At 71.6% G+C, this 24770-nt stretch carries 20 protein-coding genes, 4 tRNA genes and 1 other RNA gene; 14 read left to right on the plus strand and 11 right to left on the minus strand.

The window, feature by feature from the left end; translation table 11 throughout:
- Positions 1 to 179: 179 nt before the first annotated feature.
- Positions 180 to 267, minus strand: a tRNA-Ser gene (locus tag ABT123_RS08965).
- 118 nt (positions 268 to 385) lie between these two features.
- Here ABT123_RS08965 and ffs point away from each other — a divergent pair.
- The 6 genes from ffs (at position 386) to ABT123_RS08995 (ending at position 8970) form a co-directional block, all read left to right on the plus strand.
- Positions 386 to 484, plus strand: an RNA gene (gene ffs, locus ABT123_RS08970) — signal recognition particle sRNA small type.
- 52 nt (positions 485 to 536) lie between these two features.
- Complete coding sequence (locus ABT123_RS08975; protein ID WP_351311265.1) at positions 537 to 2786, plus strand: DNA polymerase III subunit gamma and tau; 2250 nt, start codon at positions 537 to 539, stop codon at positions 2784 to 2786.
- Positions 2787 to 2847: 61 nt separating this feature from the next.
- The gene (purD, locus tag ABT123_RS08980; RefSeq protein ID WP_351311267.1) at positions 2848 to 4143 is read left to right on the plus strand and encodes a phosphoribosylamine--glycine ligase; all 1296 of its coding nucleotides are present in this window, start codon (positions 2848 to 2850) and stop codon (positions 4141 to 4143) included.
- A gap of 317 nt (positions 4144 to 4460) precedes the next feature.
- Complete coding sequence (locus tag ABT123_RS08985; protein ID WP_351311269.1) at positions 4461 to 6152, plus strand: M48 family metalloprotease; 1692 nt, start codon at positions 4461 to 4463, stop codon at positions 6150 to 6152.
- Between the two features lie 302 nt (positions 6153 to 6454).
- Positions 6455 to 7963 carry a N,N-dimethylformamidase beta subunit family domain-containing protein gene (locus ABT123_RS08990; RefSeq protein ID WP_351311271.1) on the plus strand — a complete coding sequence of 503 codons (1509 nt, stop codon included), beginning with the start codon at positions 6455 to 6457 and terminating at the stop codon, positions 7961 to 7963.
- Positions 7964 to 8043: 80 nt separating this feature from the next.
- Positions 8044 to 8970 (plus strand): phosphoribosylaminoimidazolesuccinocarboxamide synthase, encoded by a 927-nt coding sequence (locus tag ABT123_RS08995; protein WP_351311273.1) that lies wholly within the window; start codon positions 8044 to 8046, stop codon positions 8968 to 8970.
- A 46-nt stretch (positions 8971 to 9016) separates the two neighbouring features.
- Here the strand turns inward: ABT123_RS08995 and ABT123_RS09000 are convergent.
- The 8 genes from ABT123_RS09000 to ABT123_RS09035 all read right to left on the minus strand — a co-directional run bounded on the left by ABT123_RS09000 (position 9017) and on the right by ABT123_RS09035 (position 13581).
- Positions 9017 to 9089, minus strand: a tRNA-Gly gene (locus tag ABT123_RS09000).
- Positions 9090 to 9111: 22 nt separating this feature from the next.
- Positions 9112 to 9723, minus strand: coding sequence for a response regulator (locus tag ABT123_RS09005; protein ID WP_351311275.1), 612 nt, complete (start codon positions 9721 to 9723; stop codon positions 9112 to 9114).
- 2 nt (positions 9724 to 9725) lie between these two features.
- Positions 9726 to 10985, minus strand: coding sequence for a sensor histidine kinase (locus ABT123_RS09010; protein ID WP_351311277.1), 1260 nt, complete (start codon positions 10983 to 10985; stop codon positions 9726 to 9728).
- A gap of 19 nt (positions 10986 to 11004) precedes the next feature.
- Positions 11005 to 11796, minus strand: a complete 792-nt coding sequence (locus ABT123_RS09015; protein WP_351311279.1) for an ABC transporter permease — start codon at positions 11794 to 11796, stop codon at positions 11005 to 11007.
- A complete protein-coding gene (locus ABT123_RS09020; RefSeq protein WP_351311281.1) occupies positions 11793 to 12788 on the minus strand; it encodes an ABC transporter ATP-binding protein in 996 nt (331 codons plus the stop codon). The genes ABT123_RS09015 and ABT123_RS09020 overlap by 4 nt, the downstream gene beginning before the upstream one ends.
- Before the next feature lie 148 nt (positions 12789 to 12936).
- A tRNA-Gly gene (locus ABT123_RS09025) sits at positions 12937 to 13009 on the minus strand.
- A gap of 95 nt (positions 13010 to 13104) precedes the next feature.
- Positions 13105 to 13176: transfer RNA gene (locus ABT123_RS09030), tRNA-Gly, on the minus strand.
- An 87-nt stretch (positions 13177 to 13263) separates the two neighbouring features.
- The gene (locus ABT123_RS09035; RefSeq protein ID WP_351311283.1) at positions 13264 to 13581 is read right to left on the minus strand and encodes a histone-like nucleoid-structuring protein Lsr2; all 318 of its coding nucleotides are present in this window, start codon (positions 13579 to 13581) and stop codon (positions 13264 to 13266) included.
- A gap of 302 nt (positions 13582 to 13883) precedes the next feature.
- Between ABT123_RS09035 and purS the strand changes: the two genes are divergently transcribed.
- The 7 genes from purS (at position 13884) to purM (ending at position 21612) form a co-directional block, all read left to right on the plus strand.
- Positions 13884 to 14135 (plus strand): phosphoribosylformylglycinamidine synthase subunit PurS, encoded by a 252-nt coding sequence (gene purS / locus ABT123_RS09040; protein WP_150208614.1) that lies wholly within the window; start codon positions 13884 to 13886, stop codon positions 14133 to 14135.
- Complete coding sequence (purQ, locus tag ABT123_RS09045; protein WP_351311285.1) at positions 14132 to 14812, plus strand: phosphoribosylformylglycinamidine synthase subunit PurQ; 681 nt, start codon at positions 14132 to 14134, stop codon at positions 14810 to 14812. The genes purS and purQ overlap by 4 nt, the downstream gene beginning before the upstream one ends.
- Complete coding sequence (gene purL / locus ABT123_RS09050; RefSeq protein WP_351311287.1) at positions 14809 to 17058, plus strand: phosphoribosylformylglycinamidine synthase subunit PurL; 2250 nt, start codon at positions 14809 to 14811, stop codon at positions 17056 to 17058. Before purQ ends, purL begins: the two co-directional genes overlap by 4 nt.
- 82 nt (positions 17059 to 17140) lie before the next feature.
- The gene (locus tag ABT123_RS09055; protein WP_351311289.1) at positions 17141 to 17932 is read left to right on the plus strand and encodes a maleylpyruvate isomerase family mycothiol-dependent enzyme; all 792 of its coding nucleotides are present in this window, start codon (positions 17141 to 17143) and stop codon (positions 17930 to 17932) included.
- Between the two features lie 89 nt (positions 17933 to 18021).
- Positions 18022 to 18804 (plus strand): META domain-containing protein, encoded by a 783-nt coding sequence (locus tag ABT123_RS09060; RefSeq protein WP_351311291.1) that lies wholly within the window; start codon positions 18022 to 18024, stop codon positions 18802 to 18804.
- 171 nt (positions 18805 to 18975) lie between these two features.
- On the plus strand, positions 18976 to 20493 hold the full coding sequence (gene purF / locus ABT123_RS09065) for an amidophosphoribosyltransferase (protein ID WP_351311293.1): 1518 nt from the start codon (positions 18976 to 18978) through the stop codon (positions 20491 to 20493).
- A gap of 51 nt (positions 20494 to 20544) precedes the next feature.
- Complete coding sequence (gene purM / locus ABT123_RS09070) at positions 20545 to 21612, plus strand: phosphoribosylformylglycinamidine cyclo-ligase (RefSeq protein ID WP_351311295.1); 1068 nt, start codon at positions 20545 to 20547, stop codon at positions 21610 to 21612.
- 98 nt (positions 21613 to 21710) lie between these two features.
- Here the strand turns inward: purM and ABT123_RS09075 are convergent, their stop codons facing one another.
- Both ABT123_RS09075 and ABT123_RS09080 read right to left on the minus strand, forming a co-directional pair.
- Positions 21711 to 21977 (minus strand): DUF3073 domain-containing protein, encoded by a 267-nt coding sequence (locus ABT123_RS09075; RefSeq protein WP_351311297.1) that lies wholly within the window; start codon positions 21975 to 21977, stop codon positions 21711 to 21713.
- 277 nt (positions 21978 to 22254) lie between these two features.
- Positions 22255 to 23349 carry a Leu/Phe/Val dehydrogenase gene (locus ABT123_RS09080; RefSeq protein WP_351311299.1) on the minus strand — a complete coding sequence of 365 codons (1095 nt, stop codon included), beginning with the start codon at positions 23347 to 23349 and terminating at the stop codon, positions 22255 to 22257.
- Between the two features lie 202 nt (positions 23350 to 23551).
- On the opposite strand from ABT123_RS09080, the gene ABT123_RS09085 reads away from it, so the two are divergent.
- Positions 23552 to 24382, plus strand: a complete 831-nt coding sequence (locus ABT123_RS09085) for a DUF8083 family protein (RefSeq protein WP_351311347.1) — start codon at positions 23552 to 23554, stop codon at positions 24380 to 24382.
- The last annotated feature ends 388 nt before the right edge of the window (positions 24383 to 24770 follow it).

The following is a 24770-nucleotide window of genomic DNA, read 5'->3' on the forward strand; positions in this document are numbered from 1 at the left end:
TGTGCTGACCTGAGGCCAGGCGGTCCAGGCCTCGTCAAGAAGCCCGATGCCGTGCTCAGCGGTGATGATGCGGCTGCCAACGGCGCGAAGGAGCGCAAGGCAGGGTGGAGGCCAACGGAACCGAAGAAGAGCCCCACCGCAAGCGGTGGGGCTCTTCGACATCGTGCCCGGTGAGGCACTGGCGGAGGATACGAGATTCGAACTCGTGAGGGGTTGCCCCCAACACGCTTTCCAAGCGTGCGCCCTAGGCCACTAGGCGAATCCTCCGCCGCAAACAATACAAGACGTTGAGGGGTGCTCGCGAACGTGATCGTCGGGCGGGAGCGCGCGAGGGGTGTGCGGGGGGTGCGGCTCGATTCCAGGGGCGTTCATCCGCTAGGGTGGGGTCAGCCCCTCACGTGGCGCTATCTCACCCAACTCCCCCAGGGCCGGAAGGCAGCAAGGGTAAGTGGGCTCTGGCGGGTGCGTGGGGGGCGCTTGCGTTTCTGGTGGCTGGTGGCCGCCTGTTGTCGGTGGGCCCGGATAACCTCGTAAGCGTGTCGTCCCTTGCGCTGTACCGCCGCTATCGCCCCGAGTCGTTCGCCGAGGTCATCGGGCAGGAGCATGTCACTGCCCCGCTGATGCAGGCCCTGCGGAACAACCGGGTCAATCACGCGTACCTGTTCAGCGGGCCGCGCGGCTGTGGAAAGACGACCAGCGCGCGCATCCTCGCCCGCTGCCTGAACTGTGAGCAAGGTCCCACGCCGACGCCCTGCGGGGAGTGCCAGTCCTGCCGTGACCTGGCCAGGAACGGCCCGGGCTCGATCGATGTCATCGAGATCGACGCCGCCTCGCACGGTGGTGTGGACGACGCCCGTGACCTGCGGGAGAAGGCGTTCTTCGGGCCGGCGAGCAGCCGGTACAAGATCTACATCATCGACGAGGCCCACATGGTCACCTCGGCGGGCTTCAACGCCCTGCTGAAGGTGGTCGAGGAGCCGCCGGAGCACCTCAAGTTCATCTTCGCCACGACCGAGCCGGAGAAGGTCATCGGGACCATCCGGTCCCGGACGCACCACTATCCCTTCCGGCTGGTCCCGCCCGGGACGCTCCGGGAGTACCTGGCCGAGGTCTGCGGGCGCGAGGGCATTCCCGTCGAGGACGGGGTGCTGCCGCTCGTGGTGCGGGCCGGTGCCGGGTCGGTGCGTGACTCGATGTCCGTCATGGACCAGCTGCTGGCCGGTGCCGGCGAAGCCGGTGTGACGTATGCCATGGCGACCTCGCTCCTCGGATATACGGACGGCTCGCTGCTGGATTCGGTGGTGGACGCGTTCGCGGCCGGGGACGGTGCCGCGGCCTTCGAGGTGGTCGACCGGGTCGTGGAGGGCGGGAACGACCCCCGGCGGTTCGTCGCCGACCTGCTGGAGCGGCTGCGGGACCTGGTGATCCTGGCCGCGGTCCCGGACGCGGGGGAGAAGGGCCTGATCGACGCGCCCGCGGATGTGGTCGAGCGGATGCAGGCGCAGGCCTCGGTGTTCGGCGCGGCCGAGCTGTCGCGGGCGGCCGACCTGGTCAACACCGGGCTGACGGAGATGCGGGGGGCCACCTCGCCCCGGCTGCAGCTGGAGCTGATCTGTGCGCGGGTGCTGCTGCCCGCGGCCTTCGACGATGAGCGTTCCTTCCAGGCCCGGCTCGACCGGCTGGAGCGCGGCGGTATGGCGATGGCCGTGCCGCCGGTGGGCGGACCGGCCATGGGGTACGCGCCCGGGCCAGAGGCCCATGCGATGGCGCCGGTCGCGCCGGCGCAGCAGATGGCTCCCGGTGGCGGTCCGGCGGCTGCCCGCGCCGCGGTACGGCCGCAGGCCGCCGGGTCCGGTGGACCCGCCGGACCCGCCGGACCTCCGGAAGCCGTGAGTCCTGCTCCCGTCCCCGCCGCCGCTCCCGCGTCCCCGCAGCCCGAGGCTGCTCCGGCTGCCCCCGGGGCCTGGCCCGGAGCCGCGGTTCCGGGGGCCGGTGTTCCCGCCGAGCCGGCGGCTCCCGCGGCCCCGGCCGCCGCCCCGGCCGCCCCCGCGCCCGGCGCATGGCCCGGAGCGGCGCAGCCCGGGGCCTGGCCCGGTGCTGCCCAGCCCGGTTCCGGCGCTCCCGCCGCGCCCGCCCCGCAGCAGGCCGCTGCTCCCGCCCCGGCCCCGGCTGCCGCCCCCGCAGCGGCGGCGCCCGGCATGGCCGCCGGTGCCGGGCAGGTCCAGGCGATGTGGCCGAGCATCCTGGAGGCCGTCAAGAACCGCCGCCGGTTCACCTGGATCCTGCTCAGCCAGAACGCCCAGGTGAGCGGCTTCGACGGGACCACCCTGCAGCTCGGCTTCCCCAACCCGGGGGCCCGGGACAACTTCTCCAGCAGCGGCAGCGAAGACGTCCTCAAGGCGGTGCTGGCCGAGCAGTTCCAGGTGCACTGGAAGATCGAGGCCGTGGTGGGCGGTGCCGCACCGGCCCCGGCCGCCGGGGGGTACGCCGCCCCGGCCGCGCCCGCCTACACCCCGCCGCCCGCCCAGGCCCCGGCCCAGAACCCGCCCTCCCCCACGTACACCCCACCGTCCGCCCAAGCCCAGGCCCATTCCCAGGCCCCGGCACCCGCCCAGGCCCCGCCCCGACCAGAGTCGGCCGCCCCGGCGGCACCCGCTCCGGTGGCCCCCGAGGACGACGTACCGGAAGCGGATGACCCGGATCTGGTCGAGAGCGCGCTCACCGGTCACGACCTGATCGTGCGCGAGCTCGGGGCCACCGTGGTGGAGGAATATACAAACGAGTAAGCGGCCCCGGATTGGGTGGCCGCACGAAGGGCACACCGCCGCGCGGGCTAGGCTGCACCCCGTGAAGGTCCTCGTCATCGGCGGCGGCGCCCGCGAACACGCCCTGTGCCGCTCTCTGTCCCTCGACCCCGACGTCACCGCGCTCTACTGCGCCCCCGGTAATGCGGGGATCGCGGACGTGGCCGAGCTGCGGGAGGTCGACGCCCTCGACGGCGACGCCGTGGCCCGGCTGGCCGGTGAGCTCGGCGCCGGTCTGGTCGTCGTCGGCCCGGAGGCGCCGCTGGTCGCCGGGGTCGCCGACGCCGTCCGCGCGGCCGGCATCCCCGTCTTCGGCCCGTCCGGCGAGGCCGCGCAGCTGGAGGGCTCCAAGGCCTTCGCCAAGGGTGTGATGGCCGCCGCCGGCGTGCCGACCGCCCGCAGCTACGTCTGCACCACCGCCGAGGAGATCGACGCCGCCCTCGACGCCTTCGGCCCCCCGTACGTGGTCAAGGACGACGGCCTGGCCGCCGGCAAGGGCGTCGTCGTCACCGAGGACCTCACCGCCGCCCGCGAGCACGCGCTGGCCTGCGACCGCGTGGTCATCGAGGAGTACCTGGACGGCCCCGAGGTCTCGCTGTTCGCCATCACCGACGGCGTCACCGTGCTCCCGCTGCAGCCCGCCCAGGACTTCAAGCGCGCCCTCGACGGCGACGAAGGCCCCAACACCGGCGGCATGGGCGCCTACTCCCCGCTGCCCTGGGCCGACCCCAAGCTGGTCGAGGAGGTGATGGCCACCGTCCTGCAGCCCACCGTCGACGAGCTGCGCCACCGCGGCACCCCCTTCTCGGGCCTGCTCTACGCCGGCCTCGCGATCACCTCCCGCGGAGTCCGGGTGATCGAGTTCAACGCGCGCTTCGGCGACCCGGAGACCCAGGTGGTGCTGGCCCGGCTGCGCACGCCGCTGGGCAGCGTCCTGCTGAACGCCGCCAACGGCACCCTGCACGCCGAACCGCCGCTGAACTGGCGCGAGGACGCGGCCGTCACCGTGGTTGTGGCCTCCCACAACTACCCGGGCACCCCGCGCACCGGCGACCCGATCGAGGGCCTGGACGAGGTCGAGGCCCAGGACGGCCCGGAGGCGTACGTCCTGCACGCCGGTACCCGCCAGGAGGGTGGCAGCATCCTCAGTGCGGGCGGCCGGGTCCTCTCCATCACCGCGACCGGTTCCGATCTGGCGGAGGCCCGCGAGAGGGCGTATAAGGCGGTGGGGCGGATCAAGCTGGCCGGTTCCCAGCACCGCACGGACATCGCGGCCAAGGCGGCCGAAGGGCGCTGGCCCGCCCCGACCGCCCCGACCGGCACGGAGCCCGAGGGCTGAAGCCGGCTGAAACGGAGACCTGCGACGCGGGCCCGGTGCGCACCAGCTGCGCCCGGGCCCGCGCGTGCGATGGCATCCGGCCGCCTTCGAACGCAGCCAGCTTTACCCAAAGCCATTCCATCGGGTGATCGATGTGCCCTTCGCCTGACGGCCGCCCACACCCCAACTAGGGTGCGGCGCAAGCATTCCGGAGCTGGTTCCGGCACTTGGCCCACCGGCATTGCGATGTCAGTGGCGAGTGTCACAGTGGGGGAGTGAGCAAAGCCGCCACAGGGCAGAGGGGGTGAGGTCCGGCCGTGTCCGGAACCGGTTCGACCATGGATTCGACCATGGAGGTGGGTGCGCTGTCCGCGCGCCACCGGGCCCTTGCCGTGCTGCGGGTGCGCAGCAGGGCTCTGGCCGTCGCGCTGCTGCCCGCCGCCCTCGCGGTGGTGCTGGTGGCCGCCCGGATGACGGGGCGGCTGGCCGGGGACCCCTGGCCCGTCGTGACCCTCGTCGTGTGCGCCGTCGCCGTGTTGGTGCTGCTGACCGGCGGGATCTTCGCCGCCGTGGTGCTGCGGGCCAGTCCGGCCGTGACGCCGACGGTGCCGGTGTCCGAGTCGGCCGCCCCCGATCTCTACCGGATGGTGCGTGATCTGGCCGAGCGGCTGGAGGTGCCGGTGCCGTCCGCGATAGCGCTGACCCCCGACTGCGACAGCTGGCTGGAGGACCGCACCCATGCGGCACACGTGCGCCGCGGGATATCCCCCGCGGTCAACGACCCCGCGGCGGCGGCCCCGGTGCTCGTCATCGGCTCCCCGTTCCTGTGGTGGATGCGGGTGGGCGAGCTGCGGGCCGTGCTGGCCCCGGTCGTCGCCGGTACGGGTCCTTCGGCGCAGCCGGACATAGCGGAGGCCCGCCGCTTCGTGCGCGGGCTGGATGCCGCCGTGGACGTGGGCAACCGTCGCGGGCTCGGCTGGATCGCCCGCCCCGCCAGGCTGCTGCTGCGGCTGTGCCGGGCGGATGCCACGGAGATGGAGCGCGGGGTGGCCGCAGCCGCCTCGGAGCGGGCCCAGAGCGTGGACTACGGGCTGCGGATCGTCGCCCAGGAGCAGGTCGGCCTCGCCTATGCGGGCTGGGACCGGCTGCTGACCCGGGTGGCGCTGCCGGCCTGGCGGATGGGCCGCTGGCCGGCCCACCTGGACGCGGGCGTGGTCTCGGCGCTGACCGAGCTGTCCCGCCGGGACCGGCTCGCCGACGGATTCACCTCGCGGCTGGGCGAGCGCCCGGCCTGTGACCTGCTGGAACGGCCCGGTGTGATCGACGAGGCGGCCTCGCTGCTGGCGGCCCGCCTGTTCCACGGCGGTCCTGCGGAGGCCGGCCCGGACTGGTCCCCGGTGGACTGGGCGGCGTACCCGGAGGAGGTGGTCGACCGCAAATGGCGGACCGAGGCGGCCCGGCTCCATGCCGCCCTGGATGCGCTGGCGGTTCCTTCCGGGGGGTCGGCCCGCACCGGCGATCCCGGTCTCCCGGCCCGTACCGGACGTACCGGCGACACCGGACCCGGGACCGGCACCGGCACCCTGGCCGGGGTGGCCGACGTACTGGCCGGGCCCACCCTGGAGCGGGTGATCGGGTACCTCGCCGACCGGGACGGCTCGGCCGGGGAAGCCCTGGCCGGACGGCTCGGCCACGACGTGGCGCGGGAGGAGCGCTCGGCCGGCGCCGAGGCGGCGAAGGCGCGCGGCGCGGATGCCGTACCGCTGTTCCCGCTGCAGCCGCCGCGGACCGGCCGGGACCTGCTGGCCGACCACGTCACGGCGATGGTCTGCTGTGCCGCGGTGGACTCCGCCGGGGCCGGCCCCGGCCTGGACTGGCTCGACGGGCCGGTGCTGCTGGTCGGCGGTGAGCGCCGCTCCGACCTGGCCCCGCGGGTGCTGTCGCTGGTGGAGGACGGGGACCCGGAGCCGCTGCGGGACTGGCTCGCGGAGCTCGGCGTCCGCCCGGAGAAGCCGGTCCGGCTGGTCTGACCCGCCGGCCCGGCACCCCGGCCCGCGCCACGGGCCGGCCTTGGCCTGGCCCCGGCTTGACCCTGGCCCCGGCCTCGGTTCCGGTCCGCATCGGGCCCGCACCAGGGGACCTGCTCCGCCACCCGTGCCACCCCCGCCACCCCCGGGCGGACCGTTAAACGGAGGGTTTAGATCCGCTCAGGTCAATTCACGACGAACGGTGACGGAGTGCGTGCGTTATGTGATGTGCTGGGACCGGTCGCGGACGAACTCCGCGCCACATCGAGTCAGAAACGTCCGGGGGAGCGAGGGAGGGGAGCGGAATGGCTGCGGACCAGATCCGGCGGTGGGAATCGGGTGCGCTCGCGCACGCGGTGAGCGACCCCTTCGGCCAGGGACCCCTCCCGTGGTTCCGGGGCAGCGAGCTGTACTTCGGCGATACCGGCCAGGTGGTCCCCTGGTACGTAGACCCGGCCGCGACCGGATCGACTGGATCGGGCCGGATCCCGGCGGGCCGGATCCCGGCACCCCGCGAGCGCACCAACGGCCCCCGGACCGCCGACGACGTGCACCGGCAGATCAAGGGCTTCGCCTCCACCGGGGCCGTCACCCCCGGCGGCGCCATCGACTTCCACATCACCGTGGATCCGCCCCAGCAGTTCTCGGTCGACATCTACCGGATCGGGCACTACGGCGGCGACGGCGCCTCCAAGATCCACTCGAGCCCCCGCCTCTCCGGGATCGTCCAGCCCGCCCCGCTCACCGCCGACCGCACGGTCTCCTGTCACCACTGGTGGCTGTCCTGGCGGCTCCAGGTCCCCGGCTACTGGAACGTCGGCGCCTATGTGGCCGTCCTCACCACCGCCGACGGCTACCGCTCCCACATCCCCTTCACGGTCAGGGACGACCACCCCGCCGATCTGCTGCTCCTGCTCCCGGACATCACCTGGCAGGCCTACAACCTCTATCCCGAGGACGGCCACACCGGCGCCAGCCTCTACCACGCCTGGGACGAGGACGGCCGGCTGCTCGGCGAGGCGGACGCGGCGATCACCGTCTCCTTCGACCGCCCCTACGCCGGAGCCGGCCTGCCCCTCCACGTGGGCCACGCCTACGACTTCATCCGCTGGGCCGAGCGCTACGGCTACGACCTCGCCTACGCCGACACCCGCGACCTGCACGCGGGCCGCATCGACCCGACCCGGTACCGCGGCCTGGTCTTCCCCGGCCACGACGAGTACTGGTCGGTGCCCATGCGCCGCACCGCCGAGCGCGCCCGCGACCGCGGCACCTCGCTGGTCTTTCTCTCCGCCAACACCATGTACTGGCAGGTCGAACTCAGCCCCTCCCCCTCGGGGGTGCCCGACCGGCTGCTCACCTGCCGAAAACGTCGCGGCCCCGGCCGCACCGCCCTGTGGCGCGAGGTGGACCGCCCCGAGCAGCAGCTGCTCGGCATCCAGTACGCCGGCCGCGTCCCCGAACCCGCCCCGCTGATCGTCCGCAACGCCGGCCACTGGCTGTGGGAATCCACCGGAGCCGTCGAGAACGACGAGCTCGACGGCCTGGTCGCGGGCGAGGCCGACCGCTACTTCCCCCGCACCCAGCTCCCCGAGCACCAGGACCGGATCCTGCTCGCCCACTCCCCGTACGAGGACGGCGACGGCCACCGCCGCCACCAGGAGACCTCCCTCTACCGCGCGCCCAGCGGCGCCCTGGTCTTCGCCTCCGGCACCTTCGCCTGGTCCCCGGCGCTCGACCGGCCCGGCCATGTCGACGAGCGGGTCCAGCGGGCCACGGCCAATCTCCTCGACCGGATCTGCAAACGCGACTGACGCCACGGACCCCCGAGGCCGATCGGTCCCCCCGGTGCGGGAGAATCGGTGTGCTTCATACAGAACCACAGGGAGGCCCCGTGTCCGGATTCGTCGAAAAGCCCGAGCCGGTTCAGGTTCCGGGCCTCGTCCACCTCCACACCGGCAAGGTCCGTGACCTCTACCGTGACGAGGCGGGCCGGCTCGTCATGGTCGCCAGCGACCGGATGTCCGCCTACGACTGGGTGCTGCCCACCGAGATCCCGGACAAGGGCCGGGTCCTCACCCAGCTCTCCCTCTGGTGGTTCGACCAGCTCGCGGACCTCGTCCCGAACCACGTCATCGGCACCGACCTGCCGGCCGGCGCCCCCGCCGACTGGGCCGGCCGCACCCTCATCTGCAAGAGCCTGGACATGGTCCCGGTCGAGTGCGTGGCCCGCGGCTACCTGACCGGCTCCGGCCTCGCCGAGTACCGGCAGACCCGCACGGTCTGCGGACTCGCCCTCCCCGAGGGCCTGGTGGACGGCTCCGAGCTGCCCGCACCGATCTTCACCCCGGCCACCAAGGCCGAGGTCGGCGAGCACGACGAGAACGTCTCCTACGAGGAGGTCGCCCACCAGGTCGGCGCCGAGACGGCCGCCCTGCTGCGCCAGACCACCCTCGCCGTCTACGGCCGGGCCCGGGACATCGCCCGCGAGCGCGGGATCATCCTCGCGGACACCAAGTTCGAGTTCGGCTTCGACGGGGCCGGCACCCTGGTCGCCGCGGACGAGGTGCTGACCCCCGACTCCTCCCGCTTCTGGCCGGCCGACCAGTGGCAGCCCGGCCGCGCCCAGCCCTCGTACGACAAGCAGTTCGTACGGGACTGGCTCAGCTCGCCCGCCTCCGGCTGGGACCGCACCGCCGAACTGCCCCCGCCCGCCCTGCCCGCCGAGATCGTCGAGCAGACCCGGGCCAAGTACATCGAGGCGTACGAGCGGCTCACCGGCCAGCACTGGACCCACAGCGGCCCGGCGAACGGCTCCTGAGGCACGAAGAAGGCCCCGGTCGAATGACCGGGGCCTTCTTGATCTGAGCGGACGACGAGATTCGAACTCGCGACCCTCACCTTGGCAAGGTGATGCTCTACCAACTGAGCCACGTCCGCATGCGCCGTAGCGCGAGAACCACTATACCCAACCTCGCTCGCGTGCGAGACGCACTGCCGCATGGCGGTTCTCCGCACCCAGCTTCGCAGCCGCCGCCGACAGGTAGTTCCGGACCGTCCCCTGGGACAGCGCCGCCCGCTCGGCGATCTCCGCGATAGGCGCCCCGTCCGCCGCGAGTTCCAGCACCTCGGCCTCCCGTGCGGTCAGCGGGGAGTCCCCGGCGCTGATCGCGTCGGCCGCCAACTCCGGGTCCACATAACGCCCTCCGCCGTGCACGGTCCGGATGATCTCGGCCAGTTTCTGGGCCGAGACGGTCTTCGGGGCGAAGGCCCGCACCCCCGCGGACAGGGCCCGCTTCAGATGCCCCGGGCGGCCGTGACTGGTCACGATCATGGTCTTGCAGTCCGGGAGTTCGGCCCGCAGGGCTGTGGCGACACTCACACCGTCCGCCCCCGGCATCTGGAGATCCAGCACCGCCACGTCCGGCCGGTGTGCCCGGGCCATCGCCAGTGCCTCCGGCCCGGAGGCGGCCTCCGCGACGACCAGCAGGTCGTCCTCCAGTGCCAGCAGCGCGGCGACCGCACCCCTGATCAGATGCTCGTCGTCGGCCAGCAGCACACGTACGCAGCTCACGCTCACGCCCGCACCCCCTGTTCAGGAATCTCCGCCATCTCCACCCGCAACCGCTCTTCCGGAATGCCCGCCCGCAACCGGAACCGGCCCCCCGCGACCGTCCCGGCCTCCAGCGTGCCACCCAGTGCGGCCAGCCGTTCCCGCAGCCCGGCCAGACCCGACCCGGGCCGGCCCGCCGGCTCGGCCGGCACCCCGTCGTTCTCGATGACCAGGGCCAGGCCGCCGCCGTCCCCCTCCGGCGCCAGCCGGATCACACAGCTCCGCGCGTCCCCGTGCCGCAGCACATTGGTGGTGCCCTCCCGGACCACCCAGCCCAGCGCCGACTGCACCGGAGCCGGCAGCTCGCGCCGGTCCCGCAGCTCCACCCGGCAGTCGATGCCGGCCGCCCGCAGCACCCCGCGCGCCCCGTCCAGCTCCACCGCGAGGTCCGCCTCGCGGTAGCCGCGCACCACGTCCCGCACCTCGCGCTGCGACTCCTGCGCGATCCGCTGCACCTCCACCATCTGGTCCACCGCCTCCGGCCGGCCGCGCCGCGCCAGCTGCACCGCCAGCTCGCTCTTCAGCGCGATCACCGCCAGGTTCCGGCCCATCACGTCGTGCAGGTCCCGGCCGAACCGCAGCCGCTCCTCGGCCACCGCCAGCCGCGCCCCCAGCTCCCGCGAACGGTCCAGCTCCCACACGGTCTTCACCAGCCACGCGGAGAACCCGCAGGTGAACGTGATCAGGGCACAGCCGAGCAGCAGGCCCACCATGTACCCGAGCGAGTCGGGGAGGGGCAGCCCCACGGCGAATGCGGCCAGCCCGGTGACCACCGCCGTGGCCGGTACGAGGTAGAGCATCCGCCGCATCCGGCGCAGGCACAGGGTCAGTGCGCCCAGCCCGAAGACGACCACGCCCGACACCAGGGTGGGTGCCGGATTGGCGTCGCCGTCCCCTCGCTGCTGCGTGTGCACGAGGAGGAAGTACAGCGTGGACGCACCGCTCAGCAGGGCCAGGGCCAGGGCCGGGCGGACCGGCCGCTCCGCCCGGTCCAGCAGCCAGTCCAGCGCCCGGGAGGAGACCACCGCGCACAGCACGGCGTGCGCCAGGACGAGCACCCCGGCGACCAGGTCCGCCGCGACGGGCTGCCCGGCGCCGGCCAGGGCGCCCAGCCCGATCGCCGTGACCTCCACCAGCGCGAAGCTGTGGAAGGACCACCGTGTGTACAGCTCCACCTTGGCCGCACTGCCACGGCCGCTCCACCACCCGGTCAGCTTCGACACGGCCCGTCCCCCGATCGATCTAGCGGCGCGGTTCCCACCGGAACCAACGCTGCACAGCAAACACGGCGATCACGATCCAGGCCAGCGTGACCACGGCCGCGGTCGTGAGATCCCCGGCGCCACCGGCACCCCCGGCGTCCGCGGTGCCCAGCCAACCGGCCCGCACCATGGTCATCACCCCGGTCAGCGGCAGCAGTTCGCACACCGAGGCGAGCTTGTCGGGGAGGGTCTCCAGCGGCACGAACAGCCCGGAACCCACCGAGGTGATCAGGAACAGCGGCAGCGTGGTCAGCCCCGCGCTCTCCACATTGCGGGTGAAGGCACTGGTCACCGCGGACAGGCCGGCCAGCAGCACGATGCCCGCGAGCACGGCCGCCACCAGCAGCAGCGGGTTCTGCGGGGTCCGTACGTCCAGGGCGGCGGCCCCGGCCACCGTGAGCACCACCACCTGCAGCAGGGCCAGCGCCGCCGCGGGCAGGGCACTGCCGGCCAGGATCTCCAGGTCGTTCGCCTCGCCGGTGCGCAGCCGCTTCAGCACCAGCTCCTCGCGCCGGGCCACGTACGCCGAGACCAGGTTCATATAGACGACGAGGACCAGCACCATGCCGATGCCGCCGGTCAGCGTTGCCTCACCGATCGCCGCCGCGCCGCCGTCGAGCTCGAACTCGCCGAGCGAGGACCGCAGGACGAACACCATCACCAGCGGCATCATCAGGGCCACGGACAGTGCGGCCCGGTTGCGGATCAGCAGGGTGAGCTCGGACCGGCCGAGTGCGAAGAGCCGGCCGGGGTTCAGGGTCAGCGTGTTCATCGGATCCCCGCCAGGGTGTCGTTGCGGTCGGTGTGGCTGCGGTCGGTGTGATGGGCCCCGGCAGCGGCGGGGCCCTCAACGGCCCGGCGGCTCCGCGCCAGCTCCAGGAAGGCCTCCTCCAGCGAGGCGGACCTGGCGTCCAGCCCGGCCAGCTCCACCCCTTCCTGCTCGGCCCAGCGCAGCAGCTCGGTCAGCGAGGCCTGCAGCCGGTCGGTCCGGATCTCCACCCGCCGGCCTTCGGCGCCCGCGTGCAGCGACAGCGGCAGCAGGGCGGGGCCGATCCCCTCCGGCAGGGTGAACCTGATCCGGGCCGGGCGGGTGGCGGCCACCTCGGCCGGGCTGCCGGACAGCACCAGCTCCCCCTCGTGCAGGATCGCCAGCCGGTCTGCCAGCTCCTCCGCCTCCTCCAGGTAGTGCGTGGTCAGCAGCACCGTGGTGCCCTGGTCCCGCAGCTGTCGGACCAACTCCCAGGTGTCCCGGCGGCCTTCCGGGTCCATGCCGGTGGTCGGCTCGTCGAGGAACAGCACCTCCGGCCGCCCCAGCAGGGCCAGCGCCAGGTCCAGCCGCCGCCGCTCGCCGCCGGACAGCTGCTTCACCCGGACGGCGGCCCGGCCGGCGAGACCGACCAGCTCCAGCACCTCGGCGCCGGGCCGGGCCTTGCTGGTCACGCCGGCCCACATCCGTACCGTCTCGGCCACCGAAAGGTCGGAGGGGAACCCGCCCTCCTGGAGCATCACCCCGGTCCGCGGCCGGACCGCGGCCCGCTCCCGGTACGGATCCATGCCGAAGACCCGGACCCGGCCCCCGCTCGGCGCCGCCAGTCCCTCCAGCAGTTCCACGGTGGAGGTCTTGCCCGCGCCGTTGGTGCCGAGCAGGGCGAAGATCTCGCCCCGGGCGACGGAGAAGGAGATGCCGCGGACGGCCTCGAAGCCCCCCGAGTAGCCGCGGCGCAGCTCCTCGACTTCGATCACGGACTGGTCGGTGTTGGTCATGGATCCAGAATCGAGCCGGATCCGGAGCCGCAGCAGTGCGCGCTGTCATGAGCGCCGATGACAAATGTCATGCAAGATCCGGGAGACGTCCGGAAACGTCCGGGAAACGCAGAAGACCCCGGTCGCAATGACCGGGGTCTTCTCTCTGAGCGGACGACGAGATTCGAACTCGCGACCCTCACCTTGGCAAGGTGATGCTCTACCAACTGAGCCACGTCCGCATGCAGACACTCGCCACACTCTCGATGAAGAGGTGCACCGGCGGTGCGACCACCACTCTACCTGATCCACCGGAGTGGTTGGCAAAGCGATGCAGAGCGGGTGACAGGAATCGCACACTGCGCCTTCCCCCTGGAAGGGGGATGTTCTGCTACTGAACTACACCCGCACGACTTCGGGGTTGTGACCTGCGGCCTTGCCCCTCGGCGTGATCCACACACTAGCGGATCGGATGGGGTGGTTGGCAAATCGGGGGTCAGTGGGCCTCGTTGTACGCCTCGTAGATCTTCTTGGGGATGCGTCCGCGCGGGGGCACGTCGAGCTGGTTGGAGCGCGCCCAGGCGCGCACCACCGCCGGGTCCGGCGCGAGCGAGGTGTGCTTGTACGCCTTCCCGGAGCGCGCCCGCCGGCGTCCGGCTGCCACGTAAGGGGCGAGGCTCTTACGCAGTTTCTTTGCGTTGGCGAGATTGAGGTCGATCTCGTACGACTTACCGTCCAGACCGAACGCGACCGTTTCCGCCGCTTCTCCGCCATCGAGGTCGTCGGAGATCGTGACTACTACGCGCTGCGCCACGGATATCGGTCCCTTCGCGCGACTTCCCCGCGCGCTGACGTGCGGCGATGTCGACTGTGTGGATGTTTCGTAACAATGCTGCTTTCCGGGGCAATCCCCGGGGATTCCTTTGTACCGCGATTTCTCGCGTATTGCGAAGCTCAGTTAATTCTCTCCGCGTGTCCCGCCGCAATCCCGGGCCGGTGGTTTTCCGGTGGATTTTGCGAAGCGTTGGTGAAGCGCATGATATCTACCCGCGTAGAAATTTGGGACGGGTACGCTGAGGGAACCGCCTTCGCACCAACCACCACTCGGGAGTGCCAGTGGCACGCGTCGTAGTCGACGTCATGCTCAAGCCGGAGATCCTCGACCCTCAGGGCCAGGCGGTGCAGCGTGCACTGCCGCGCCTGGGCTTCGAGGGGATCGCCGACGTCCGCCAGGGGAAGCGCTTCGAACTCGAGGTGGAGGGGCCGGTCGACCAGGCCGCCCTCGACCGCATCCACAAGATGGCCGAAACGTTCCTCGCCAACACCGTCATCGAAGACTTCGTCGTCAAGGTGGAGTCCGGGTCGTGACCACTCGCATCGGTGTCGTCACGTTCCCCGGAACCCTCGACGACCGCGACTCGCTGCGCGCCGTCCGCCTCGCGGGCGCCGAGCCCGTCTCGCTCTGGCACCGCGACAAGGACCTGCACCAGGTCGACGCGGTGGTCCTCGCGGGCGGTTTCTCCTACGGCGACTACCTGCGGGCGGGCGCCATCTCCCGCTTCTCCCCGGTGATGGAGACGATCATCGAGCAGGCGAAGGCGGGCATGCCCGTCCTCGGTATCTGCAACGGCTTCCAGGTCCTCACCGAGGCCCACCTGCTGCCCGGCGCGATGCTCCGCAACAACCACCTGCACTTCATCTGCCGCGACCAGAAGCTCCGCGTCGAGAACGCGGACACCGCCTGGACCGGGGACTACGAGCAGGGCCAGGAGATCTCCGTCCCGCTCAAGAACATGGACGGCCGTTACGTCGCCGACGAGCGCACGCTCGACGAGCTGGAGGCCGAAGGCCGCGTGGCCTTCCGGTACCTGGACGTCAATCCGAACGGTTCGCTGCGCGACATCGCCGGCATCACCAACGCCGCGGGCAACGTCGTCGGCCTCATGCCGCACCCCGAGCACGCGGTGGAGCCGCTGATCGGAACGGGCCGCACCGACGGCCTGCCGTTCTTCACGTCGGTCCTGAAGAAGCTGGTAAGCGCATGACCCTCGACACCGTCAAGCACGCCACGGAGACCCCGGACGCGGCCCAGCCGTGGAAGGAACTCGGCCTCAAGGAGGACGAGTACGACCGGATCCGCGAGATCCTCGGCCGCCGCCCCACCGGCGCCGAGCTCGCCATGTACTCGGTCATGTGGTCCGAGCACTGCTCGTACAAGAGCAGCAAGGTCCATCTGAAGCAGTTCGGCGAGAAGGCCCCGGAGAACACCGCCCTCCTCGTCGGCATCGGCGAGAACGCCGGTGTCGTCGACGTCGGTCAGGGTTACGCGGTCACCTTCAAGGTCGAGTCGCACAACCACCCCTCGTACATCGAGCCCTACCAGGGCGCGGCCACCGGCGTCGGCGGCATCGTCCGCGACATCCTCGCCATGGGCGCCCGCCCGGTCGCCGTTGTGGACCCGCTCCGCTTCGGCGCGGCCGACCACCCCGACACCAAGCGCGTCCTGCCGGGCGTGGTCGCGGGCATCGGCGGCTACGGCAACTGCCTGGGCCTGCCCAACATCGGCGGCGAGGTCGTCTTCGACTCCTGCTACCAGGGCAACCCGCTGGTCAACGCCGGCTGCATCGGCGTGATGAAGCACGAGGACATCCACCTCGCCAAGGCCTCCGGCCCCGGCAACAAGGTCATCCTCTACGGCGCCCGCACGGGCGGCGACGGCATCGGCGGCGTCTCGGTCCTCGCCTCCGAGACCTTCGATGACACGAAGCCCACCAAGCGCCCCGCCGTGCAGGTCGGCGACCCGTTCCAGGAGAAGCTCCTCATCGAGTGCACCCTGGAGATCTTCAAGGAGAAGCTGGTCGCCGGCATCCAGGACCTCGGCGGCGCCGGGCTCTCCTGCGCCACCAGCGAGCTGGCCTCCGCGGGTTCCGGCGGCATGCGGGTCGAGCTGGACACCGTCCCGCTGCGCGATGCGACGCTCTCGCCCGAGGAGATCCTCATGAGCGAGTCGCAGGAGCGCATGTGCGCGATCGTGGAGCCGCAGTACGTCGAGCGGTTCATGGAGATCTGCGAGAAGTGGGATGTCATCGCCACCGTCATCGGTGAGGTGACCGAGGGCGAGCGCCTGGAGATCTTCTGGCACGGCGAGCAGATCGTGGACGTGCCCCCGGGCACCGTCGCCCACGAGGGCCCGGTCTACCACCGCCCGTACGCCCGTCCCGAGTGGCAGGATGCCCTCCAGGCGGACGACGCGGGCAAGCTGGCGCGCCCGCAGACCTCCGAGGAGCTCCGCGCGCAGGTGCTGGCGCTGGTCTCCTCCCCGAACCAGGCGTCGAAGTCCTGGGTCACCGACCAGTACGACCGCTTCGTGCAGGGCAACACGGTGCTGGCCCAGCCCGAGGACGCCGGCATGGTCCGGATCGACGCGGAGACCAACCTCGGCGTGGCCATGGCCACCGACGGCAACGGCCGCTTCGCCAAGCTCGACCCGTACGCGGGCGCGCAGCTGGCGTTGGCCGAGGCCTACCGGAACGTCGCCGCGACCGGCGCCAAGCCGCTCGCGATCTCCGACTGCCTGAACTTCGGCTCGCCGGAGGACCCGGGCGTCATGTGGCAGTTCGCCGAGGCCTGCCGCGGTCTCGCGGACGGCTGCCTGGAGCTGGGCACCCCGGTGACCGGCGGCAACGTCTCCCTCTACAACCAGACGGGCGAGACCGCCATCCACCCGACCCCGGTCGTGGCGGTCCTCGGTGTGATCGACGACGTCAACCGCCGTACGCCGATGGCGTTCGCGGAGGCCGGCCAGCTGCTGTACCTGCTGGGCGACACGGCCGAGGAGTTCGGCGGCTCGGCCTGGTCCGAGGTCGTCCACCAGCACCTCGGCGGCCTGCCGCCGAAGGTGGACCTGGGCCGCGAGAAGCTGCTGGGGGAGATCCTGATCTCCGCCTCGCGCGACGGCATGATCGACGCCGCGCACGACCTGTCCGACGGCGGCGTGATCCAGGCGCTCACCGAGTCCTGCCTGCGCGGCGGCAACGGTGCGCGGATCGTGGTCCCGGAGGGCTTGGACGCGTTCACCTTCCTCTTCTCCGAGTCGGCGGGCCGGGCCATCGTGGCCGTCCCGCGCAGCGAGGAGCTCCGCTTCACCGACATGTGCGGGGCCAGGGGGCTGCCGGCCGCCCGCATCGGTGTGGTGGACGGTGAGGAGATCGAGATCCAGGGCGAGTTCACCATCCCGCTCGCCGAGCTCCGCGAGGCCCACGAGGCGACGATCCCGGCCCTGCTGGCCTGATCGTTCCCGGCTGTACGAGGCCCCGTCCACGGTGTGGGCGGGGCCTCGGCGCGCGCCCGCCGGGCCCGAGTAGGGTCGGGGCATGCCGCCCGCCAGGAAGAAGCCGCGTACGTACGACCAGGCGAAGATCCGCGCCGCGGTCACCGCGCAGTTCGGACATGTGGCCCGGGCCGTCGGGGAGTTGACCCCCGAGCAGCTCGCACGGCCCAGCGGGCTCGGTGAGTGGAGCGTGGCCGAACTCGCCGCACACGTCGCCTGGATCGCCGACTCGCTCGCCCGGGGCCTGGCCCGGCCTCCCGCCGCCGTCGCCGAGCTGGCCGCCGTCGAGTGGCCCTCCGCCACCGCCTCGCTCGCCGGGAAGATCTCCGAGGCCGCCCGGGAGACCCTGACCGGCGCCCCGCTGCCCGAGCTGTACGAGCGGGCGGGCGCCCGGCTGGCCGAGGCGCTGGAGGCCAGCCCCGGCAGCCGGGTGCTGGACCTGTGGATCGGGGACATGACCCTCGCCGACTTCCTGGTCACCCGGACCGTGGAACTGGTGGTGCACACCGACGACCTGAACCGCGCCGCCGGCCTGGACATCCCCGTCGACCGGCAGGCGCTGGCCGCCTGTACCCGGCTGCTCGCCGATGCGCTGGCGGTCAAGGCTCCCGGCGGCTCGGTGGAGGTCCGGATTCCGCCGTTCGCCGTGGTCCAGTGCGTGGCCGGGCCCCGGCACACCCGGGGCACCCCGCCCAACGTGGTGGAGACCGACCCGCTGACCTGGATCCGGCTCGCCACCGGGCGTACCGGGTGGGCCGAGGCCCTCGAGGACGCCCGGGTCAGCGCCAGTGGGGAGCGGGCGGACCTGTCGGCCCTGCTGCCGGTGATGAGCTGATCGCGGAGGGCCGATTGCGGAGGGTGGCGGAACGGGCGGAACCGGTTGCGGGGTGGGCGCGTCAGAGCGGCATGAGGATTCCCCGCCGTGTGCCGCTCGCCCTTTCCCTGGCCGCCGTACTCGCCCTCACCGCCTGCGGCGGTACCCAGGCGGGCGGATCGGTCTCCGATGTGAAACTGACCGGCACCAGCTGGTCGGTGCAGAGCCTGACGGTCGGGGGCCGGACCCTGACCGGGCCGCCGCAGGCCGCGGTGGCCTTCGATGAGAACGGCACCAAGGCCACCGGTAACTACGGCTGCAACGGCCTCGGCGCCGACCTGGTGATCGACGGTACGGCCATGACCGTGACCCCGGGCCCCACCACCGAGATGGCCTGTGACGCCCTGGAGTTCGAGAACGCGTTCGCCCGGCTGTTCAAGGGCAGGCTGGAGATCGGCCGGCAGGACGGCCGGCTCACCCTGACCGCGTCGGGCGGCGACCGGATCGAGCTCACCGATGTGCCTCCGACGGCGCCGACCGCACTCACCGGCAGCCGGTGGGTGGTGGACTCGCTGGTCCGGGGCGAGACAGTGTCCTCCGTCCCGGCAGGCGCAGAAGGCCGGGCCGAGTTCACCATCGCCGCCGACGGCAGCGCCAGTGGCAGCCTCGGCTGCAACCGGTTCACCGGGAAGGCCGTGATCGACGGTCCGCGGCTCACCTTCGGGCCGCTCGCCGCCACCCGGATGGCCTGCACCGGCCCGGCCGGCGAGGTCGAGAAGGCCCTGTCGGCGCTGTTCGCCTCCGGCCCCCTGCACCACACGGTCAAGGACCGCACCCTGACCCTCACCGGAGCGGACGGCACGGGCCTGCGGGCGAGCATCTGGAAGAAGTGACCGGCTCGTCCGGCCGGGCCGGTTCGGTCCGAATACGAATGCGACAGCCGCTGTCAGCAATTGGCATCCGGATACCGAGACGGTGGGTGGGGAATGGTCACCCTCCGTGCTGTGAGATTTCCCGGGCATCCCCAATTCGGACCAGTGGTCGACGTCGCCTAGACTCAAGGTGTGCCTCGTGGTGATGGACGACTCAACCACGACCTGCTCCCCGGCGAGAAGGGCCCCCAGGACGCTTGCGGCGTCTTCGGTGTCTGGGCTCCGGGTGAAGAGGTCGCCAAGCTCACCTACTTCGGACTGTATGCACTGCAGCACCGCGGACAAGAGTCCGCGGGAATCGCTGTGAGCAACGGTTCCCAGATCCTCGTCTTCAAGGACATGGGCCTCGTTTCCCAAGTCTTCGACGAAACCTCCCTCGGATCCCTCCAAGGTCATATCGCGGTCGGTCACGCCCGCTACTCGACCACCGGAGCCTCCGTCTGGGAGAACGCTCAGCCCACTTTCCGCGCGACCGCCCACGGCTCGATCGCCCTGGGCCACAACGGCAACCTGGTGAACACCGCCGAGCTTGCCGAGATGGTCGCCGACCTCCCCCGGCAGGACGGCCGCGCCACTCAGGTGGCGGCCACCAACGACACCGATCTGGTCACGGCCCTGCTGGCCGGGCAGGTCGATGCCGACGGGAAGCCGCTGACCATCGAGGAGTCCGCCCACGTGGTGCTCCCGAAGGTCAAGGGAGCCTTCTCGCTCGTCTTCATGGACGAGGGGACCCTCTACACCGCCCGTGACCCGCAGGGCATCCGCCCGCTGGTCCTCGGCCGGCTGGAGCGCGGCTGGGTGGTGGCCAGTGAGTCCGCCGCCCTCGACATCTGCGGCGCCAGCTTCGTCCGCGAGGTCGAGCCGGGCGAGCTCATCGCGATCGACGAGAACGGTCTGCGCACCTCCCGCTTCGCGGAAGCGAAGCCCAAGGGCTGTGTCTTCGAGTACGTCTACCTGGCGCGCCCGGACACCGACATCGCCGGCCGGAACGTCTACCTCTCGCGTGTCGAGATGGGCCGGCGGCTGGCCAAGGAAGCCCCGGTCGAGGCCGATCTGGTGATACCGACTCCGGAGTCGGGTACCCCGGCGGCCGTCGGATACGCCGAGGCCAGCGGGATTCCGTACGGTTCCGGCCTGGTGAAGAACGCCTATGTCGGGCGGACCTTCATCCAGCCGTCCCAGACGATCCGGCAGCTCGGCATCCGGCTGAAGCTCAACCCCCTGAAGGAGGTCATCCGGGGCAAGCGCCTGGTGGTCGTCGACGACTCGATCGTCCGCGGCAACACCCAGCGCGCGCTGGTCCGGATGCTCCGCGAGGCCGGAGCGGCCGAGGTCCACATCCGGATCTCCTCCCCGCCGGTCAAGTGGCCGTGCTTCTTCGGCATCGACTTCGCCACCCGGGCCGAGCTCATCGCCAACGGCATGTCGGTCGAGGAGATCGGCAAGTCGCTGGGCGCGGATTCCCTGGCGTACATCTCCCTCGATTCCATGATCGAGGCGACGACCATCCAGAAGCCGAACCTCTGCCGTGCCTGCTTCGACGGCGAGTACCCGATGGAGCTGCCCGACCCGGAGCTCCTCGGCAAGCAGCTGCTGGAGTCCGAGCTGGCCGGCGGCACGGACGCCGCCGATGCGCTCCGTCGTCCGTAACCTCCCCGGGTAACACCCCTGCAGTACACGACACGAAAGTTCTCGCCTCCCATGTCAGAGACCACTGGTGCCAGCTACGCAGCTGCAGGCGTCGACATCGAAGCGGGTGACCGCGCCGTCGAGCTGATGAAGCAGTGGGTGAAGAAGACCCAGCGCCCCGAGGTCCTCGGCGGCCTCGGCGGTTTCGCCGGACTCTTCGACGCCTCTGCTCTGAAGCGGTACGAGCGTCCGCTGCTCGCCTCGGCCACCGACGGCGTCGGGACCAAGGTCGACATCGCCCGCCAGATGGGCGTGTACGACACCATCGGCCACGACCTGGTGGCGATGGTCATGGACGACATCGTCGTCTGTGGCGCCGAGCCGCTCTTCATGACCGACTACATCTGCGTCGGCAAGGTCCACCCGGACCGGGTCGCGCAGATCGTCAAGGGCATCGCCGAGGGCTGTGTCCTGGCCGGTACCGCCCTGGTGGGCGGCGAGACCGCCGAGCACCCGGGCCTGCTCGGCCCGGACGAGTTCGATGTGGCCGGGGCCGGCACCGGTGTCGTCGAGTACGACCGGCTGCTCGGCGCCGATCGCATCCGTACGGGTGACGCCGTCATCGCCATGGCGTCCTCCGGCCTTCACTCGAACGGGTACTCGCTGGTCCGGCACGTGCTTTTCGACCGGGCCGGGCTGTCCCTGGACCGGGAGGTTCCGGAGTTCGGCCGGACCCTCGGCGAGGAGCTGCTGGAGCCCACCAAGATCTACTCGCTCGACTGCATGGCCCTCACCCGCACCACCGAGGTCCACGCCTTCTCGCACATCACCGGCGGTGGCCTGGCGGCCAACCTGGCCCGGGTGATCCCGGACCACCTGCACGCCTCGGTCGACCGTTCGACCTGGGCGCCGGGCGCGGTGTTCGATCTGGTCGGCAAGGCCGGCCGGGTGGCGCAGCCGGAGCTGGAGAAGACCCTGAACATGGGCGTCGGCATGATCGCCGTGGTCCCGCAGGAGTCCGTGGAGGTGGCGCTGGCCACCCTGGCCGACCGCGGGGTCGACGCCTGGGTCGCCGGCGAGATGACCGAGCGGGGCGAGCACGCCGAGGGCGCGGCCCTCACCGGCTCCTACGCGAGCTGAGCAGGCGGAGCAGGCTGAGCAGCACGAAACCCGGTCCGGGGCCGCTGGCCCTGGACCGGGTTGTGTGATCTGCGCGTTTGTACGAAGCGATGAACGCGTCAAGCGCCGCGACGGTGGGACGCGGGACCGGACTCTTCGTCCTCGTCCTCGTCGTCGTCGTTGTACAAATCCGCGTAGCGGGCGTACGGGTCGTCCTCGTCCTCGTCGTCCTCGAACGGCTCACCATTAGGCGGCTGGTTCTGGATCGGTTGCGAGTTCGATGCGCCCAGCTCGCTGGCCAGACGTGTCAGATCGGTTCCGCCGCTGCTGTACTTCAGCTGGCGGGCGACCTTCGTCTGCTTGGCCTTTGCCCGGCCGCGCCCCATGGCTCGACCCCCTCGGTGACGGGGCTCGACGGCCCCAGAGTCTTGACACGCGTTCATGGTTCGGAGCGGGCTCTCCTTGGAGAGACCGTCCGTAGGGCTTTAACGGTACCTGCTTCCGCGGCCATACGGTACGCCGCCCGCATGACGTGCCCCGTCGCAGTGACCGCGAGACGCCCTGTACTCGCTGGTCAGCTGCGATTTTAACCCTTTATTGGCGCCCGACCCGCCGAAGCACAGTGAGTTCTGTCTCGCCGTGCCCCGGCGGGTGCCATTCCGCTTACGCGGTACGGGTGGCGCGGGCGTCCGCCATCCGCTGTTCGGCGATCCGGTCGGCCGCCGCGGCCGGCGGAATGCCGTCTGCCTTCGCGCGTGCAAATATGGCCAGGGTGGTGTCGAAGATCTTCGAGGCCTTGGCCTTGCACCGGTCGAAGTCGAAGCCGTGCAGCTCGTCGGCGACCTGGATGACCCCGCCCGCGTTGACCACGTAGTCCGGGGCGTAGAGGATCCCGCGGTCCGCGAGGTCCTTCTCCACGCCCGGGTGGGCCAGCTGGTTGTTCGCGGCCCCGCAGACCACCTTGGCGGTCAGCACCGGCACGGAGTCGTCGTTCAGGGCGCCGCCCAGGGCGCACGGAGCGTAGATGTCCAGGCCCTCGACGCGGATCAGGGCCTCGGTGTCGGCCACCGCCGTGACCTTGCCCGGGTGCTTGTCGAGGATGCGCTGCACGGACTCCTGGCGGACGTCCGTGATCACGACCTCCGCGCCGTCCTCCAGCAGGTGCTCGACCAGGTAGTGGCCGACCTTGCCGACGCCCACCACGCCGACCTTGCGGCCCCGCAGGGTCGGGTCGCCCCACAGGTGCTGGGCGCTGGCCCGCATGCCCTGGAAGACCCCGTACGCGGTCAGCACCGAGGAGTCGCCGGCGCCGCCGTTCTCGGGGGAGCGGCCGGTCGCCCAGCGGGTCTCGCGGGCCACCACGTCCATGTCGGCCACGTAGGTGCCGACGTCGCAGGCGGTCACGTACCGGCCGCCGAGGGACTCCACGAACCGGCCGTAGGCCAGCAGCAGTTCCTCGCTCTTCAGGATGTCCGGGTCGCCGATGATCACGGCCTTGCCGCCGCCGTGGTCCAGCCCGGCGAGGGCGTTCTTGTACGACATGCCGCGGGCGAGGTTCAGCGCGTCCAGGACGGCCTCCTCGTCGGAGGCGTACGCGTGGAAGCGCGTGCCGCCGAGGGCGGGGCCCAGGGCGGTGGAGTGAATGGCGATGACGGCCTTGAGGCCACTGGCTCGGTCCTGGCACAGCACGACTTGCTCATGGCCGCCCTGCTCCGTACGGAACAGGGTGTGCAGGACGCCGTCGGTCATTTCGGTCACGGTGGTGACTCCCATGGAAGAGATGCGGCGGGGACCCTCCTGAGGGTGGGGAGGGCGTGTAGGAGCAGCGTAAGACCTGCTCGCTCGGCCGCGGCCCGGAGTGCCCCAGATCACCCTCCCGCAGAGTAGGCGCTGGAGGTTCGGACTACCTCCGGGTGGTGCGGGGGAGGACCTGGGAGTGAGCGAATCCCCCGATCGGCCGATGCCCTCGGCGCGCGCGGCCCCGATCGTCCCGTACGCGTCCTACCTGCGGGTTTACGAGCCTCTGGTGGCCTTTGCGGAGCCGGAGCGCACCCATTGGGCCGACTATGTCCGGCGCGGGGTGCGGCCGACCGCCCAGGACGAACTGCGGCGGTCGCTGGCGGACTTGGCGGCGGTGGTCCCGGTGGGGGTGCCGGCGCAGGAGAGCGCGGACGCCTTCACGGCGGAGCTGGACGGCACGGTGCTGGTCTGCCCGTGGCGGACCCGGCTGCGCGGCTGGCTGGCGCTCGAGGAGCTGGTGGCCGAGTTCCCGCGGCCGGTGCTGGACGCGGCGCTGCCGCCGGGGGTGCGGCGGCGGGCGGCCGAGGAGTACGGGCGCTGGCGGGAGCGGAATCCGCAGGCCCGGCCGTGGATCCGTACGGCGGTGTGGCAGGTGCCGCTGCGCTGGTTCGTGCTGGTGGCCGACGAGGAGCGGGACTACCTGCCGGGGGAGCGGCTGCGCTACCGGACCCCGATGGTGCAGGCCCGGCGGCGGCTGGCCCGGGCGCTGCGCACGCTGCGGGAGGCGGAGGGCTACGGGCCGCTGGCCGAGGGCCTGGTGGAGGTGGGCAGCTGGCTGGAGGAGTTCCACCCGCGGTCGATGGTGGAGCTGGACTACGGCGGGCTGGTGCACGCCCTGCCGGCGGACCGGCTGGCGGCGGACCGCTCGGCGGGCGACCTGGCGGCCGGCCTGGCCGCGCTGCGGGCCGGGGACGAAGCCGGCGCCCAGGAGGTCTACGGGGGGCTGGCGGAGCGCTGGGGGGCGGTCCGGGAGAGACTCTTCGCCAACTAGTCCGGTCCGGTCGGGGTCCGGTCGAGGTCCGGTCCGACCGGACACACACCGGCGGTGGTGCCGGTATCGGCCGAACGGCCACAATCAGGGATCATGTACCTGAACCCAGGCATTCGGGTCTTAGGGCCAGGACCTACGTCCCGATACGGGCCATTGACCCAAGCGTGACGGACCGCACTATCTACACCCTTGCGCCGTTCCCCTACCCTCGTGCCAAAATAGGACAAGGAGTCCGGGGAGGGTTCCTTCCGTCCAAGTAAGGGCGGAATGCTCGGCATTGCACTCTATGGGGGGTCTCGTGACTCCTGATCGCTCTGTGACTGATCGTCACAGTGGGGTGACTGTCCGTTATGGGCCAGTCCATCGGCTTCCGCCGCTGATGAACACC

The sequence above is a fragment of the Streptomyces sp. NPDC002054 genome (assembly GCF_040296685.1).
In the GTDB taxonomy this organism is placed as follows: domain Bacteria; phylum Actinomycetota; class Actinomycetes; order Streptomycetales; family Streptomycetaceae; genus Streptomyces.

Excerpts from the sequence above, each read along its gene's own strand:
- ABT123_RS08985 (WP_351311269.1), top strand. The coding sequence starts at position 4,461 with ATGGATTCGACCATGGAGGTGGGTGCGCTGTCCGCGCGCCACCGGGCC.
- ABT123_RS08990 (WP_351311271.1), top strand. The coding sequence starts at position 6,455 with ATGGCTGCGGACCAGATCCGGCGGTGGGAATCGGGTGCGCTCGCGCAC.
- ABT123_RS09015 (WP_351311279.1), bottom strand. The coding sequence starts at position 11,796 with ATGAACACGCTGACCCTGAACCCCGGCCGGCTCTTCGCACTCGGCCGG.
- ABT123_RS09020 (WP_351311281.1), bottom strand. The coding sequence starts at position 12,788 with ATGACCAACACCGACCAGTCCGTGATCGAAGTCGAGGAGCTGCGCCGC.
- purL (WP_351311287.1), top strand. The coding sequence starts at position 14,809 with ATGACCCTCGACACCGTCAAGCACGCCACGGAGACCCCGGACGCGGCC.
- ABT123_RS09055 (WP_351311289.1), top strand. The coding sequence starts at position 17,141 with ATGCCGCCCGCCAGGAAGAAGCCGCGTACGTACGACCAGGCGAAGATC.
- purM (WP_351311295.1), top strand. The coding sequence starts at position 20,545 with ATGTCAGAGACCACTGGTGCCAGCTACGCAGCTGCAGGCGTCGACATC.
- ABT123_RS09075 (WP_351311297.1), bottom strand. The coding sequence starts at position 21,977 with ATGGGGCGCGGCCGGGCAAAGGCCAAGCAGACGAAGGTCGCCCGCCAG.
- ABT123_RS09085 (WP_351311347.1), top strand. The coding sequence starts at position 23,552 with ATGCCCTCGGCGCGCGCGGCCCCGATCGTCCCGTACGCGTCCTACCTG.